The sequence below is a fragment of the Pseudomonas sp. NFX71 genome (assembly GCF_048079215.1).
GTDB lineage: Bacteria > Pseudomonadota > Gammaproteobacteria > Pseudomonadales > Pseudomonadaceae > Aquipseudomonas > Aquipseudomonas fluorescens_B.
The window spans coordinates 3,332,373-3,346,702 of sequence record NZ_CP182230.1; the positions used below are offsets into that span (position 1 = coordinate 3,332,373).

Sequence of the window (14,330 nt, forward strand, 5' to 3'; positions counted from 1 at the left end):
ATCCTGATATTCAGCAGTGGGCGCCGCACAAGCCGCGGCGCCGAAATGTATGGCGGCGTGAAAAGCCTTAGAACTTCTCTTTGCCGGACAGGTAGCGCCATTGACCCAACGGCACTTTGCCGATGGACACGCCGCCGATGCGGATGCGGCGGATGGCGACGACCTTCAGGCCGACGGCCTGGCAGAACAGGGCGATCACGCCCGGTTGTGGGTTCTTCATCGCAAAACGCAGGCGGTTTTCGTTCTGCCAGCTGGCTTTGACCGGCGGCAGTTCCTTGCCCTTGTAGGTCAGGCCGTGGTTCAGGCGGTTGAGGCCGTGGGCCACCATGTCGCCTTCAACCTCGACCACATACTCTTGCTCGATTTTCGCGGAGTCGGCGGTGAGCTTGCGCAGGATCTTCCAGTCCTGGGTGAACACCAGCAGCCCGCTGGCGTTGGCCTGCAGGTCGGTGCTGGCGGTCAGGCGCAGGAAATGGCCCTTGAGCGGACGTTTGCTGAAGCGGTGCTCTTCGCTCAGGGTGTCGGCGCTGATGGACGCCATGGCGGTGTCCGCGTCCATGCCGGCCGGCACGTTGAACAGGATGGTCACCGGCTCCGGCGCAGTGGCCTTGGCCTCCGGGTCGAGCTCGACTTTCTGGGTGTCGACCTTGAACTGCGGCTCGTCGATGACTTCGCCGTCCACGGTGACCCAGCCGCCCTCGATGAACAGCTCAGCCTCCCGACGGGAACAGCCGACGAGTTCGATGAGGCGTTTGGAGAGACGAATCGGGTCAGTCATGACAGGGCCGTAACAAAAAAGGGGTGAGCATTGTACCTGCTGGGCGCCGGTTAATCCCGGCTCCATTTCAGTACGGTTGAATTTCCTGTAGGAGCTGGCCTGCCCGCGATGCAGAGGCTACGGTTTGTCGGATACACCGAGGTGATGCAATCGCTGGCAGGCCAGCTCCCACTGGGGTTCTATGGTGTCAGCCATTGCGCGTCCGTTGTTGCGCCTGGCGCAGCCGCATGTGCAACAGCGGATAACGCTGGCCCATGCCGTCGACCTCCGAGCGGCCGATCACCTCGAACCCTTGTTTGAAGTAGAACCCCAGCGCCTGCGGGTTCTGCTCGTTGACGTCCAGTTCATCGGCGTTCAGGTGTTCCATGGCGTAACGCAGCAACTGTTTGCCCAGGCCCTGGCCGCGATGAGCAGGGTCGATGAAGAGCATTTCGATCTTGCCCGCCGCGACGCCGGCGAACCCGGTGATGCGCTGGCGCGGGTCTTTGGTGCAGATCAGCATGACCGCGTCGAGGTAGCGGGTCAGCACCAGGTTCTTCAACAGTTCGATGTAGCTGTCCGGCAGAAAGTCATGGGTGGCGCGCACCGAGGCCTCCCAGACTTGCGTCAGTTCCTGATAATCGCTCTGTTTCGGCGTGTGAATGACCGAATGTTGGCGCATGGCCGAATGCCCCTTTTCACCGATGGTTGTGCGAGTCCTTTCTTCCACAAAACGATAGACGTAAAAAAGCCCCGCATCTCGTCAAGAGAGCAGGGCTTTTCGTATTTTTTGCGTTTAGATCTGTTCAGCCCACAGGTCGTATTCGTCGGCGTCGGTGACCTTGCACCAGACTTTGTCGCCCGGCTTCAGGTTACTGCCGTTGTCGATGAACACGTTGCCGTCGATTTCCGGGGCATCGAAGAAGCAGCGGCCGACCGCGCCTTGCTCGTCGACTTCGTCCACCAGCACTTCGATTTCACGGCCGACGCGCATTTGCAGGCGCGCCGAGCTGATGGCCTGCTGGTGCGCCATGAAGCGGTCCCAGCGGTCTTGCTTGACGTCGTCCGGAACGATGGCCGCGTCCAGCAGATTGGCCGGTGCGCCTTCGACCGGCGAGTACTGGAAGCAGCCGACGCGGTCGAGCTGGGCTTCGGTCAGCCAGTTCAGCAGGTACTGGAAGTCTTCTTCGGTTTCGCCGGGGAAACCGACGATGAAGGTCGAACGGATGATCAGGTCCGGGCAGATCTCGCGCCAGTTCTTGATGCGCGCCAGGGTCTTGTCTTCGAACGCCGGGCGTTTCATGGCTTTCAGGACTTTCGGGCTGGCGTGCTGGAACGGGATGTCCAGGTACGGCAGGATCTTGCCGGCAGCCATCAGCGGGATCAGCTCGTCGACGTGCGGGTACGGGTAGACGTAGTGCAAGCGCACCCAGACACCGAGGGTGCTCAGGGCTTCGCAGAGTTCGGTCATGCGGGTTTTCACCGGCGCGCCATTCCAGAAACCGGTGCGGTATTTCACGTCGACGCCGTAGGCGCTGGTGTCCTGCGAGATCACCAACAGCTCTTTGACGCCGGCCTTGACCAGGCGCTGGGCCTCGTCGAGCACGTCACCGACCGGACGGCTGACCAGTTTGCCGCGCATCGACGGGATGATGCAGAAGCTGCAGCTGTGGTTGCAGCCTTCGGAAATCTTCAGGTACGCGTAGTGGCGCGGGGTCAGCTTGATGCCTTGCGGCGGTACCAGGTCGATCAGCGGGTTGTGATCCTGACGCGGCGGCACGACGTCGTGCACGGCATTGACCACTTGCTCGTACTGCTGCGGACCGGTCACGGCCAGCACGCTTGGATGGACGTTGCGGATGGTGCCTTCTTCGACGCCCATGCAGCCGGTCACGATGACCTTGCCGTTTTCCTTGATGGCTTCACCGATCACTTCCAGGGATTCGGCCTTGGCCGAGTCGATGAAGCCGCAGGTGTTGACCACCACGACATCGGCGTCCTGGTAGGTGGACACAACGTCATAACCTTCCATGCGCAGCTGGGTAAGGATGCGCTCGGAGTCGACGAGTGCTTTGGGGCAACCCAGGGATACGAAGCCAACCTTTGGATTGGCCGGCGCAGGAGTGGTGGACATGTCTAACCTCGGTATTTGTGACGCCTCCAGCCGAAGACGGCAAGGCGACAAACGGGCGCTTGCTGCGCCTCTGATCAAAAAGTGCGCAATTCTAGCGATGAGACGTTCAATTGACCAGCTTTATGGAGGGAAATACGACGAGTGCTGCGCTATGCTTCGCGCCGTTACGCTTTACCGATTTTTTACAGTCAACAAAACGTCTGTAACCATAAGTAAAACAGCGCATGCTGCATGACAAAGCATAGTGCTTCTTTAAAGAAGTCCGGTCTGGGTAGTGGGAGTGTTGGATGGGTCAGGCAAGTAGTCAGGCAGCGAGCGCCGGGCATTCGGCGGCAAAGCCGATCGGCATGCTGGTCGCGGCGGTCGGGGTGGTTTATGGCGACATCGGCACGAGCCCGCTGTACACCCTCAAAGAAGTGTTTTCCGGTGGCTACGGTGTGCCGGTCAACCATGACGGCGTGTTGGGCATCCTGGCACTGATCTTCTGGTCGCTGATCTGGGTCGTCTCGATCAAGTACATGATGTTTGTGCTGCGTGCCGACAACCAGGGCGAAGGCGGGATCATGGCGTTGACCGCGCTGGCCCGGCGGGCGGCGTCGGGGCATAAGAAATTGCGGACGTTGCTGGTGGTCTGCGGGCTGATCGGCGCGGCGCTGTTTTATGGCGACAGCATGATCACCCCGGCGATTTCCGTGCTCTCGGCGATTGAAGGCCTCGGACTGGCCTTCGAAGGCATCGACCATTGGGTGGTGCCGCTGTCGTTGATCGTGCTGGTGGCGCTGTTTTTGATCCAGAGCCACGGCACCGCGCGTATCGGCATTCTGTTCGGGCCGATCATGGTCACCTGGTTCCTGGTCCTGGGCGCGCTGGGCGTCTACGGCATCGTGCAGCACCCGGAAGTGTTGCAAGCGATGAACCCGGTCTGGGGTGTACGTTTCTTCACCCAGCATCCGGGCATGGGCGTGGCGATCCTCGGCGCAGTGGTGCTGGCATTGACCGGCGCCGAAGCGCTGTACGCCGACATGGGCCACTTCGGGCGCAAGCCGATTGCCCGCGCCTGGTTCATCCTCGTGCTGCCGGCGCTGGTGCTGAACTACTTCGGCCAGGGTGCGTTGCTGCTCGGTGATCCGGAAGCGGCGCGTAACCCGTTCTATCTGTTGGCGCCAAGCTGGGCGTTGATTCCATTGGTGGGATTGTCGACCCTGGCCACGGTGATTGCCTCGCAGGCGGTGATTTCCGGTGCGTTCTCCCTGACTCGTCAGGCGATCCAGCTCGGCTACATTCCGCGCATGCACATCCGACACACCTCCAGCGCCGAACAGGGCCAGATCTACATCGGTGCGGTGAACTGGGCGCTGATGGTCGGCGTGATCCTGTTGGTGCTCGGCTTCGAATCCTCTGGCGCCCTGGCTTCGGCCTATGGCGTGGCGGTGACGGGTACGATGCTGATGACCACCATCCTGGTGTCGGCGGTGATGTTGCTGCTGTGGAAATGGCCGCCAGTCCTTGCCGTGCCGGTGTTGATTGGTTTCCTGCTGGTGGACGGTCTGTACTTCGCGGCCAACGTGCCGAAAATCGTTCAGGGCGGGGCCTTCCCGGTGATCGCCGGTATTGCGCTGTTCGTGCTGATGACCACCTGGAAACGCGGCAAGCAGTTGCTGGTAGAGCGCATGGACGAAGGCGGGCTGCCACTGCCGATTTTCATCAGCAGTATTGCGGTACAACCGCCGCATCGTGTTCAGGGCACCGCCGTGTTCCTGACTGCGCGCCCGGATGCTGTGCCTCATGCGCTGTTGCACAACCTGCTGCATAACCAGGTACTGCACGAGCAAGTGGTGCTGTTGACCGTGGTGTACGAAGACATCCCGCGAGTACCGCCGACGCGGCGCTTCGAGGTCGATTCCTACGGCGAAGGGTTCTTCCGGGTGATCCTGCACTTTGGCTTCGTCGACGAGCCGGACGTGCCGCAAGCGCTCAAGCTGTGTCATCTCGATGACCTCGACTTCAGCCCGATGCGCACCACCTACTTCCTCAGTCGCGAGACGGTCATTGCCTCCAAGCTTGAAGGCATGGCGCGTTGGCGCGAGGCGTTGTTTGCGTTCATGTTGAAGAATGCCAATGGCAATCTGCGGTTCTTCAATCTGCCGTTGAACCGGGTGATTGAGTTGGGGACGCAGGTCGAGATGTAAGCCCGCGACATCAAAAAGCCCCCGTTGCCAGTGCGGCAGCGGGGGCTTTTTTGTGTCTTGTGTCCTGATCCGAGCTTCACGCAGCCCCCTGTGGGAGATTCTATGTTTGGGGGGAACACCCAAACATAGAATTTGGCTTGTATTCGGTTTGGTTTTTCATCAGGGCAAACATCACTCTGGCCAGCTTGCGTGCCAGGATAACCAAGGCCTGAGTGCCTTTTAGACCTCTGGCCAGATAGCGTTCGTAGTACGGCTTCCAGGTCGGCGAACGGCTGGCAGCCATAGCGCTATTGTGAAACAAGCGCCGGAACTCCGAGTCCCCTCGTTTAGAGAGTCGACGCTTTTGATCCTTTTGTCCTGACTGCCTCACACGCGGATCCATGCCGAGGAAAGCGACGTACTCGTCGCTGTTGGCAAATTCCCCACGCATAAAAGCAGTGGCCGCTGCGGTGGCCGTCAGGAGCCCTACGCCCTCGATGGCCTGGCAACGCTTCACCTGATCATCAATCCCACCTTCCTCAGCAATTTCCTTGAGCGTTTTCTGAATCATCTTTTCGAACTGGGCAATGGCGGCCAGAAGCTGGTTGAAGTGCTCTTTCAGCAAGGATTCGTTTTTCCAGCTCTGCTTGAGTGCAACACAGGCCCGGACCAACTGAGCCCGACGGCGAAGCAGGCTTTTCATTTGAGTGTAAGCCTTCGGTGGCGGATTCCAGATCCTCAATCTGTCGGATTCGCGGCTCAAGTAACGGGCCAGCAGTTCGGCATCCAACGTATCTGTTTTCGCCCTCATGCCTATTCCATCGCGGTATTTGTTGAGGCGACTGCCATCGATGACGTAAACGTCATGGCCCATTTCATGGGCCATTTCCGTTGTATCAAGGTGATAGATATTGGTCGCTTCTAGCGCGATAGCGCTGTGCGCTGGCAGCGTCTTGAGCCATTGCTTCAAGGTTGATCGCTTGTTCGCGATATTTAGGGTCTTTTCCAGGTCGGATCGATAGATAACGATCTCGTCCTTCGCCACATCCACACCGACGACCACCTGCGAATCCAGGATTGTCATGGCACACCCTCCGAGCTAGGGTTTAGATACTTGACGGGGTTCACCGTTGCGCTGGCTTGTTTCTATCGTCGGTCCGAGCCGATGCATTCCTTATCGGCGCATTAGGTGAAGGGGTGGGACGAAGTCTCCCACGGTCTGTACTGGTCAGAGTCAGATGACGAGCTTTAGTCCCACCCACCCCTTCAAGTCTAAACATACAAGCGAGCCTGCTCGCGAAAGCATTCTGTCAGTCACAGGTATATTGGATGTACCGCCGTCATCGCGAGCAGGCTCGCTCCCACAAGGAATCTTGGCGCCTGCTGAATTGGGCTCATGCCATCATTTTTTAGATTCGGTATTCGTCGCAGCCGGTCGCTCCAACACTTTCACCGCATCATCCACCACGGCCTTGCTCATCGCCGTCAGATAATGTGCGGCCCAGATATGGCGGTCGGTATCACGATTAAAGGCAGCATCTCGGGTCAGTTCCTTGGCCAGGAACAGAAAATCGGAGGCCATGGCTAGCGCATCGCCGAGGGGAACGTCTCGCGTGACATGGAACAGCGGTTGGTTTGAACAGTAGATGAAGGGGGTGAGGCCGATGGTTTTTAATTCTGAGGCTTCGGACTGTTTTGTATTTGTCATGGTTTTACTCCAGGGTTCGAGGAGCTGCCACAATCGTTTCCAAGCGAATGGGTGGCAGCTGTACGCAGGTTGGAAAACCGGGAACCAAGGAACCGGCACGCCCGAGGGCGTCCCACGCACAGCCGCCATTACTCTAGATTGCAGCCATAAAATCGGTTGCATTCATGCAGGGGGCTCTAGCGCTTTGATTCGACGGGTTTCCAAGCCCGATCGCTGAATGGTCAGCGACGTCCGGAGACTATCCCGTCAAAGAAAAGCGCAACAAGGCATCAAAGTGCCCAAAAAACACGATTCGGAGTTTGCCTACAAGGTCTGCGGGCGTCATCTGATATTGCGTCACCTTAAGTAAACAAAACTAAACGCGAAGCGCGATTTCACACGCCGCTGGAGAAGACGGTGGAGATCCAATGTGGGAGCGGGCTTGCTCGCGAATGCGGACTGACATTCAAGACTGATATCGACTGACCCACCGCTTTCGCGAGCAAGCCCGCACAGGGGCAGTGTGTCTGCTGGAATTTAAAAGCCCCCGCTACCGTAAGGCAACGAGGGCTTTTTTGTGGGCGGGTTCAGATCACTCCTGCGCCGCTGTCTCCTTCGCCTGACGCTTCTCAATCACCTCCACCAACCGCTGGGCCAGTTTCGGGTAGTTCTCGTCGAAGTGGTGACCGCCGGGCAGTTTGATCGCTTCGCCCACGGCGGTCTTGTCGGTGCAGCCGCTTTCGTCGGTTTCTTCTTCACCGTAGATGCACACCACTTTCTCGGCGGGCAGCTTAGCCATTTCCGGGCCGGTGGCGGCTTCTTTGCCGGCGTTGCCGAGCCAGCCTTCGACTTCGATCTCGAAGCTGCCGGTGCGGGCGAAGGCCAGCAGGATGATTGCGTCGACGCGTTGCTGTTCCGAGGCTTCCAGGCGGTTGTAGATCGCCGGCAATACGTCAGCACCGAACGAGTAGCCGGTCAGGATGAAGCGCTTGGTGCCCCATTTCTGCCGGTAGTGCTGCATCAGTTCGGCGAGGTCCAGGGCGCTTTGCTCCGGGTTCTTGTGCTGCCAGTAGTAGCGCAGGGTGTCGATGCCGACCACCGGGTAGCCGATCTTGGCCATCTCGCCCGCCACGTCGCGGTCGAGGTCGCGCCAGCCACCGTCGCCGGAGAGGAACAGGGTGACCGTATCCTTGGCCTGGCCGGCCGGCACTTCAACCACTGGAATCTGCAGGCCGCCAGCGGCTTTGTCGCCACCGACGAGGAGCTTGCGCAGTTCGTTGTTCAGCACTTGTGGCAGGTTGATGTCGTAGTCGCTAATGCTGGTTTCGGCGTTGGGCTGATCGCGTACGAAACCGGCGCTGGTGTCGTCCGGGTTGTCGTTCCACGCCACCAGCCAGTGGCCGTGAGCGGCGCTTTTCGGCAGCAGGTGGGTACAGCCGGGTTTTTCCAGGGCCAGGTCCACCGAAACGGCCTGGGACTTGTCGTCCTTCTGCTCGGACAACCAGCGCCACGCCAGCACGGCGCCAGGGCCGATGCCGCTGACCAGGGTCGCCGGGCCTTTGAGTTCTCTCAGGCCCGCTTGCAGGGCGCGGCTTTGCAGCAGGCATTCCTTGGGCAGGATCACCTGAACGATCTGCGCCGAACCGCTGCGGCTGAGGGTCATCAATTGCTTGTCGCTGAGTTTCTGGTCTTCATTGACCGCCACCAGCACCTGGGCGCGGGGCGTGTTGCCGGGAATGACTCGGGTCATCGCCGCGCCGCCGGCCGGTGTCAGCTGTTCCAGGGTCGGTTCTGGCGCCGGACGTTTGAGGTACCAGTAACCGCCACCGAGAATCAGGGCCAGCACTACCAGTGTGGCCAGTACGTACCGCAGGGAGCGTTGAATCATCAGCGTTTCACCAATCCAGTCAAGCCGCCCGCAATCAGGGCAGCAGTGTCGGCCAGGGCAACCAGCGGATCGAGTCCGGCGGGCACGGCCATATAACGGGGTTCCCAGTCAGGCTGGAACTTGTCTTTGAAGCGGCGCAAACCTTGGAAATTGTAAAGCTGCTCACCACGGCGGAAGACCATCGAGCCCAGGCGCTGGGTCAGCGGTGCACCGCGACGGGGTTGCAACCCCGACAGCGGCACCATGCCCAGGCTGAAACGCGCGTATCCATGATTTTTATAATGTTGAATCAGGCCGACCATCATGAACTCCATGGTCAGCTTGGGGGCATCCGGGTGCGCGCGCATCAGGTCGAGGCTGGCCAGGTCGTGGCCGTAAGTCTCGAGCAAGTTGGCGAACGCCACCGGACGCCCTTCGAAACGAATCACCGCGACGCGGAAATGCTTGAGGTAGTCATCGCTGAAACGGCCGAGGGAGAAACCTTTCTCGCGCACGTTCTTGCCGGTCAGCCAGGCATCGGAAATCACCTTGAGCTCATCCATTGGCGCATGTCCTGGTTCATGGATTTCCAGCGACAGGCCATCGCGGGTGCCACGGTTCCAGGTGTAGCGCAGGTCTTTCATCTCCTTGCCCTTGGCTTCGAGATCAAAGCGCTGCAGATCGACCCGGGCCTCTTCGCCGAGCTTGATCGCGGTCAGGCCGATGTCCATGTAGTACGGCAGGTTTTCCGCGCGGACCTGATAGAACACCGGCCGGGCGTGGTGGATGTCGCAGAGGTCGCGGAACTGCCAGATCATTTCGGCCCGTTGCTGGGTCGGGCCGATCGGGTCGTACAAGGCCACGAGGCTACGCCCACGGCGGGCGTACATCAGGAACGCCTCGTCGTTGGGGTGGAACAGTAGCGCCTTGTCACCGGTCAGGGCGAGGCCACCATCCGGTTGTGCGGAAGCCATCAGGATTTTTACCGCGCGGTCCAGCTCATCCGGCGTCGGCAGGTGAATCACCGGGCGCGCAGTGCGCAGCAGCCAGGTCAGGGACACCACCACCAGCAGCACGGCGGCGCCCAGCAACGAGCGCAGGCCACGCGGGGCGTCGGCGTCGAGGGTGAACTGCCACCAGAGTTGATGGCTGTACGGAACGTCCTGATAAGCGAACAGCAGCAACCAGATCGACGCACCGAGCACGCACAGGCTCGACACCAGATACAGCGGCGAAAACGGCAATTCAGTCAATCGGCTCGGGCGATAGAACGAGCGGCGGAAAACCCCCAGCAGGCTCGCGGTCAGGGTCATCAGGCAGGCTTCTTCCCAGTCGAAACCTTTGAGCAGCGAGAGCACGGCACCGACCAGCAACAGAATGGTGGTGAGCATCCAGGCGGCCGACAGTCTGCGGCGCAGGCCCTGAGCCAATAGCAGGCAGAGCACGCCGACGAGGCTGGCGCCGAAGTGCGAGGCGTCGACCAGTCGATGGGGAATCAGAAAACCGATGTGTTCCAGGCGCGTGTCGATTTCCGGAGTTACGCCGGAGAACAGCAGCACCACGCCAGACAGGAACACCAGCACCGCCAGAATCGGCGCGGCCAGGCCGGACGCGGCGCGCAAAGATTGACGCGTCTGAAACAGGCGCTGGCCTTCGTTGATCAGCAGCAGCAGACAAGCCACCAGCAGCGGCAGCACCACGTAGATCAGGCGATAGAGCAGCAGTGCGGCGGCCAGTGGTGCAGCGCCGAGTTTGTCGGCGAAGGCGGCCAGCAGAATCGCTTCGAATACCCCGACACCGCCGGGCACATGACTGAGCACGCCTGCGGCCAACGCCAGCAGGTACACCAGCAAGAACGCACCGAAGGGCGGCGCTTCCGGCAACAACAGATACAGCACCGTTGCGGCGGCAGCGACGTCAAGGGCGGTAATGATCAGTTGCAGGAACGTCAGGCGGCGGCCCGGAAGGCGCAAGGTGCGACGACCGACCTTGACCAGCAGGTTGTCCGCATAAGGCTGCTCCGGCAGGCGACGACGGTAGATCCCGACCGCCAGCACGATAAACAGCAGCAGCACGGCGGCAGCGATCACACCCAGCAATATCTCGGAGAGACCGAGGGCGGCGGACGCGGCTGGCAGGTTACTCAGTGTCGCGAGGGCGGCCAGCGGGGGCAGGGCGCAGCCAAGCGAGAGGCTGGCGAACAGCGTCATGTGCGCGACTTCGGAAGCCCCCAGACCATGACGTGCATATAAACGATAGCGAACCGAGCCCCCCGAGAGCATCGACAGACCGATGGCATTGCCGATGGCGAATGCCGTGAATCCGCCGAGGGCAAGAATTCGCGGCGCCAGCGTTACGCCGGCATAGCGGCTGGCCGACCATTCATAGCCGAGCAATATGATGAAGCCCACGACCGTCGCTGCCAGTGCGCCCAACAGTGCCGGTTTCGGTACTTCAAGAATCGAGTCGTGCAGAGCGTACAGATCGAGTTCGCTCAGCAGATGGCGACAGGCAATCAGCGCGATCGCGAACAACAGCAGGGTGACCGCCAGGCCGATGGGCTGGCGATACTTGCTGACCTGATCAAGCAAGCGCAAACGCTCGGGCTTGATGGGTTGTGTCGCTGTGACAGTGTCTTGTGGATCAGACGAGTTGGCGCGCATCAATCACCTCTTGGATTGTGCGCGACAGGATGGGGGTATCCAGCCAAGTTACCAATCCCTGTAGAAAAAAATAATCACAAATATTAACGCCTCTCGCCGGGTGTCGGCGATGGCAGGTCATCCGTCGTGGAGGATTCCGTCTGCGATCCAGCATAGTCTGATCTCAGCGCTTCAGTGATCCCGAACACTTCCCCACAGAGTGACAGGTCATTGTTGCGAAAGGACTTTTTCAACAGATACAAAAAAGGCCACTCTTTCGAGTAGCCTTTTTTGATGTTTGGTTGCGGGAGCCGGATTTGAACCGACGACCTTCGGGTTATGAGCCCGACGAGCTACCAGACTGCTCCATCCCGCGTCTGTGTGGCGGCATTCTATAGAGATACGCCTGTGTGTCAACCGTTAATCCGGAACCGGGTCAAATAAGCGTGAATAAGCGGCGAACGGTCGCAGGGGAGCGCTAAGTTTCGGAAGCAGAACGATTTCTCGGTTCCGGTGAAAAGAGGGGGCAAAAACAGGCGCGCACAAAAAAGGCCACTCTTTCGAGTAGCCTTTTTTGATGTTTGGTTGCGGGAGCCGGATTTGAACCGACGACCTTCGGGTTATGAGCCCGACGAGCTACCAGACTGCTCCATCCCGCGTCTGTGTGTCGGCATTCTACAGAGGATCGCCGGGCTGTCAACCTTCAATCTGGATAAAACCTGTTCTGGTTCAATCGGTTAGCTTGAAAGCACGCCAGTGTAATCGGCTGCGAGTCAAGCGTGGCAAGGCTTCCAGCTCTATCGCAGGCTGTCTTTCGATTGAGAAAATAAATTCATCTGCGACTTTTCCTACTGGCAGGAAAGAACATTCAGACTACTGGTGCTATATACAGGTGTCAGTGAGATACTGCCAACCCGGCCTGCCATGTCTCCTTTTCTACGCCATGAACACCGCTTTCATATGACCCAGCGAAAAATCATCCACGTCGATTGTGACTGCTTCTACGCTGCCATCGAGATGCGTGACGACCCGCGCCTGGCCGGAAAACCGCTGGCGGTGGGCGGGTCGGCGGATCGGCGCGGAGTGATTGCCACCTGCAACTATGAAGCGCGAGCGTATGGCGTGCGTTCGGCGATGTCTTCCGGGCATGCCTTGAAGTTGTGCCCGGACCTGACCATCGTCAAGCCGCGCATGGACGCCTATCGAGAAGCCTCGAAGGAAATTCACACGATCTTTCGCGATTACACCGACCTGATCGAGCCGCTTTCCCTCGATGAGGCCTACCTCGATGTGTCGGACAGTGCGCACTTCGGCGGCAGCGCCACACGAATTGCCCAGGACATCCGCCGACGGGTGTCCAATCAGTTGCACATCACGGTTTCGGCCGGCGTGGCGCCGAACAAATTCCTGGCCAAGATTGCCAGCGACTGGAAGAAACCCAATGGTTTGTTCGTCATTACGCCGGATCAGGTCGAGGACTTTGTCAGTGGCTTGCCCGTGAGCAAGTTGCACGGCGTGGGCAAAGTGACGGCCGACAAACTGGGCAGGCTCGGCATTGTCGATTGCTCGCATTTGCGCGAGTGGGACAAGTTGGCGCTGGTGCGTGAATTCGGCAGCTTTGGCGAACGACTTTGGAGTCTGGCCCGTGGGATCGATGAGCGGCTGGTGCACAACGACAGTCGGCGGCAATCGATCAGTGTCGAAAACACGTATGACGTGGATCTGCCGGATCTGGTGAGCTGCCTGGATAAATTACCGGAGTTGCTGGAAACCCTGGCGGGCCGCATGGCTCGGATTGACGACAGTTATCGACCGGGCAAGCCGTTCGTCAAAGTGAAGTTTCATGACTTTACCCAGACCACCCTTGAGCAGGCCGGGGCAGGGCGGGACCTGGGGAGTTATCAGTTGTTGCTGACCCAGGCGTTCAATCGCGGCGGGAAGCCGGTGCGGTTGTTGGGGATTGGGGTCAGGCTGGAGGATTTGCGCGGCGGGTTTGAGCAGATGGAGTTGTTTGAGCGATAACCTCTAAAAACAAAAGATCGCAGCCTTCGGCGGCTCCGGCAGAGGAAAAATACCGCGTAGGAGCTGCCGAAGGCTGCGATCTTTTAGGAGGCTTAATTCGGTCCCGGATCCGCCACCAATCGCCCGGCATCCTTGGTCAATGACTTGAGGAATTCAGTCTGCAACTCCGGATCGTTGCGAGTCAGCTCGATCAGGCTCTGTTCCAGCTCGCTGGCTTCTTCTTCCAGGCCCAGCTCCGACAGACGTTTGACTCGGTGGACCCACTGGCTCACTTCGTCGTCTTCAAGGTCGTCGTAAATCAGCCCATGGGCTTCAAGCAGTTTGCCGCGCAACGAGCTGCTGACCGCCAGGGTTGAGTCGGTATGCACATCGTCCTGACCATCTTCGACCTTGATCAGCAGCCGGCTCAGATGGTTGATGTCATGTTCGGCGAACGGGCTGTCCAGCAGGTTCAGGCGCAACACACCGTTTTTGTCAGTGCTCAGCTCGAACGTTTCCTTGCCGGCCTTGACCTCCACCGGGCGCTCACTCCACGGCAGGCTCGAGTATTCCGTGCGCTTGTCGAGCTGGACCTCGTCGATACCCGCCAGGTTCTGCTGCGCACGACCGTGCGACGGCGCGTTCATGAACGGATTTAGCCCGGCAAAACCGTAACTGAACCAGTCCTTGGTCACGCTATCCGGCAAATTGCCGAGGGTGAACACGTTGACCACGTTCGCGCCTACACCCGCCACCACGGCCACCGCGCCCAGCGGGATCTCGTAGATCTCCCGCCAGGGTTGGTAAGGCGTGTAGCGGTCGTAATGTCGCGTGACTTCGAACTCGGTGACTTCGAAGGTCTTCTGCTCGTGGATTTTCACCCGGCGTTGCGGCAGCTCAAGCACCTTGGGCTCACCGACATCGATCTGCAGGCTGTGGTCGAGCAATTTGCGCTCGACACGTTCCTCGTGCTCGCTGCGTTGTGACATGTGATTGGCACAGCCGCTGACCAGCAGGGTGCCGCACAGGGCGGCACCACCGAGGCCTAAGGTGTTTCGCTTGAACATGACTTCT

General features: G+C 59.6%; 10 protein-coding genes and 2 tRNA genes. 2 read left to right on the forward strand and 10 right to left on the reverse strand.

Going from position 1 to position 14,330, the window contains the following annotated elements:
- Positions 1-67: 67 nt before the first annotated feature.
- From ACM1ZW_RS15320 to rimO, 3 genes are all read right to left on the reverse strand, one after another.
- A complete protein-coding gene (locus tag ACM1ZW_RS15320; RefSeq protein ID WP_414884892.1) occupies positions 68-778 on the reverse strand; it encodes an rRNA pseudouridine synthase in 711 nt (236 codons plus the stop codon).
- Positions 779-965: 187 nt separating this feature from the next.
- A complete protein-coding gene (locus ACM1ZW_RS15325) occupies positions 966-1,439 on the reverse strand; it encodes a GNAT family N-acetyltransferase (RefSeq protein ID WP_416740784.1) in 474 nt (157 codons plus the stop codon).
- Positions 1,440-1,553: 114 nt separating this feature from the next.
- On the reverse strand, positions 1,554-2,891 hold the full coding sequence (gene rimO, locus ACM1ZW_RS15330) for a 30S ribosomal protein S12 methylthiotransferase RimO (protein WP_017336772.1): 1,338 nt from the start codon (positions 2,889-2,891) through the stop codon (positions 1,554-1,556).
- A gap of 287 nt (positions 2,892-3,178) precedes the next feature.
- Between rimO and ACM1ZW_RS15335 the strand changes: the two genes are divergently transcribed.
- On the forward strand, positions 3,179-5,080 hold the full coding sequence (locus ACM1ZW_RS15335) for a potassium transporter Kup (RefSeq protein ID WP_416740785.1): 1,902 nt from the start codon (positions 3,179-3,181) through the stop codon (positions 5,078-5,080).
- 100 nt (positions 5,081-5,180) lie between these two features.
- Here ACM1ZW_RS15335 and ACM1ZW_RS15340 read toward each other — a convergent pair whose 3' ends face one another.
- The 6 genes from ACM1ZW_RS15340 to ACM1ZW_RS15365 all read right to left on the reverse strand — a co-directional run bounded on the left by ACM1ZW_RS15340 (position 5,181) and on the right by ACM1ZW_RS15365 (position 11,914).
- Positions 5,181-6,143 carry an IS110 family transposase gene (locus ACM1ZW_RS15340; protein WP_017341458.1) on the reverse strand — a complete coding sequence of 321 codons (963 nt, stop codon included), beginning with the start codon at positions 6,141-6,143 and terminating at the stop codon, positions 5,181-5,183.
- A gap of 318 nt (positions 6,144-6,461) precedes the next feature.
- Positions 6,462-6,767 (reverse strand): DUF3077 domain-containing protein, encoded by a 306-nt coding sequence (locus ACM1ZW_RS15345; protein ID WP_414884893.1) that lies wholly within the window; start codon positions 6,765-6,767, stop codon positions 6,462-6,464.
- A gap of 571 nt (positions 6,768-7,338) precedes the next feature.
- Positions 7,339-8,634 carry an AcvB/VirJ family lysyl-phosphatidylglycerol hydrolase gene (locus ACM1ZW_RS15350; protein ID WP_416740786.1) on the reverse strand — a complete coding sequence of 432 codons (1,296 nt, stop codon included), beginning with the start codon at positions 8,632-8,634 and terminating at the stop codon, positions 7,339-7,341.
- Complete coding sequence (mprF, locus tag ACM1ZW_RS15355) at positions 8,634-11,276, reverse strand: bifunctional lysylphosphatidylglycerol flippase/synthetase MprF (protein ID WP_017336777.1); 2,643 nt, start codon at positions 11,274-11,276, stop codon at positions 8,634-8,636. Before mprF ends, ACM1ZW_RS15350 begins: the two co-directional genes overlap by 1 nt.
- 278 nt (positions 11,277-11,554) lie before the next feature.
- A tRNA-Met gene (locus tag ACM1ZW_RS15360) sits at positions 11,555-11,631 on the reverse strand.
- A 206-nt stretch (positions 11,632-11,837) separates the two neighbouring features.
- A tRNA-Met gene (locus tag ACM1ZW_RS15365) sits at positions 11,838-11,914 on the reverse strand.
- A gap of 301 nt (positions 11,915-12,215) precedes the next feature.
- Between ACM1ZW_RS15365 and dinB the strand changes: the two genes are divergently transcribed.
- Complete coding sequence (gene dinB, locus ACM1ZW_RS15370; protein WP_017336778.1) at positions 12,216-13,277, forward strand: DNA polymerase IV; 1,062 nt, start codon at positions 12,216-12,218, stop codon at positions 13,275-13,277.
- Between the two features lie 92 nt (positions 13,278-13,369).
- Here dinB and ACM1ZW_RS15375 read toward each other — a convergent pair whose 3' ends face one another.
- Complete coding sequence (locus tag ACM1ZW_RS15375; protein ID WP_017336779.1) at positions 13,370-14,323, reverse strand: hypothetical protein; 954 nt, start codon at positions 14,321-14,323, stop codon at positions 13,370-13,372.
- Positions 14,324-14,330 lie beyond the last annotated feature (7 nt).